Annotated in this window: 1 protein-coding gene; it reads left to right on the top strand. The window is 62.3% G+C overall.

Annotated elements, in window-relative coordinates; translation table 11 throughout:
• Window positions 1-1,309 (top strand): UDP-glucose dehydrogenase family protein (locus DX909_RS29290; RefSeq protein ID WP_164851462.1); only part of this gene is annotated, 1,309 nt, incomplete at both ends.

Genomic DNA, 1,309 nt, shown 5'->3' with positions numbered 1-1,309 from the left:
ACCGGTTACGTTGGGTTAGTGACCGGCACCTGTTTTGCCGAGACGGGCAACCAGGTCACCTGCGTCGATATCGACGAGCGCAAGGTCGAGAAGCTCAACAACGGCATCATGCCCATCTATGAGCCCGGCCTCGACCTGTTGTTCAACCGCAACACGGCCGAAGGACGCCTAAAGTTCACCACCTCCCTGGCCGAGGGCATCGATGGCGCCGAGGTCATCTTCCTGGCCCTGCCCACCCCGCCGGGCGAAGACGGCTCGGCCGACCTGAAGTACATCCTCAAGGTGGCCGATGATCTGGGGCCGCTGCTGAAGCAATACGTGGTGGTCGTCGACAAGAGCACCGTGCCGGTGGGCACCGCCGAGAAGGTCTGGGTGCACATCTCCCGGGGCACCAACATCGACTTCGATGTGGTCTCCAACCCCGAGTTTCTGCGCGAGGGCGTGGCCGTCGAGGACTTCATGAAACCCGACCGGGTAGTGATCGGCACGCGCTCGGAGAAGGCCCGCTCGGTGATGAACAAGCTGTATGCGCCCCTGGTGCGGCAGGGCAACCCGGTCATCTTCATGGACGAACGCTCGGCCGAGATGACCAAGTATGCGGCCAACGCCTTCCTGGCCACCAAGATCACCTTCATGAACGAGATCGCCAACCTGTGCGAGAAGGTGGGCGCCAACGTCGACGACATCCGCAAGGGCATCGGCACCGACAGCCGCATCGGCAAGCGGTTTCTGTTTGCCGGCATCGGCTACGGGGGCAGCTGTTTCCCCAAGGACGTGCAGGCACTGGCCCGCACGGCCCAGGATTACGCCTATGACTTCCAGATCCTGCAGTCGGTGATGGCCGTCAACACCCGTCAGAAGAGCAAGCTGCTGCCTTTGATCGAGCAGCACTTCCAGGGGGAGCTGGCCGGCAAGACGATTGCCGTGTGGGGGCTGGCCTTCAAGCCGTATACGGACGACATCCGGGAGGCCCCGGCCCTGGAGAACATCAAGGCGCTGCTGGGCAAGGGAGCGAAGGTGACCGTGTATGATCCGGAAGCGATGGAGAACGTGCGTCAGGTGCTGGGCAACCAGATCACCTATGCGCACACCTCGTATGCGGCCCTGGACGATGCCGATGCGCTGGTGATCATGACCGAGTGGCCGCTGTTCCGCACGCCGGACTTCGGCAAGATGAACCTGCTGCTGAAGAACAAGGTGATCTTCGACGGTCGGAACGTGTATGAGCTGGATCAGATGCGGGAGCAGGGCTACACCTACTACAGCGTCGGTCGGGAGACGGTTTCGCCCGAAGTGGCCCAGAATGCGT

The organism is Larkinella soli, from assembly GCF_003703975.1.
In the GTDB taxonomy this organism is placed as follows: Bacteria; Bacteroidota; Bacteroidia; order Cytophagales; family Spirosomataceae; genus Larkinella; species Larkinella soli.
The sequence above is the reverse complement of the archived record's forward strand: the minus strand, read 5'-3'. Positions and strand labels throughout refer to the sequence as shown.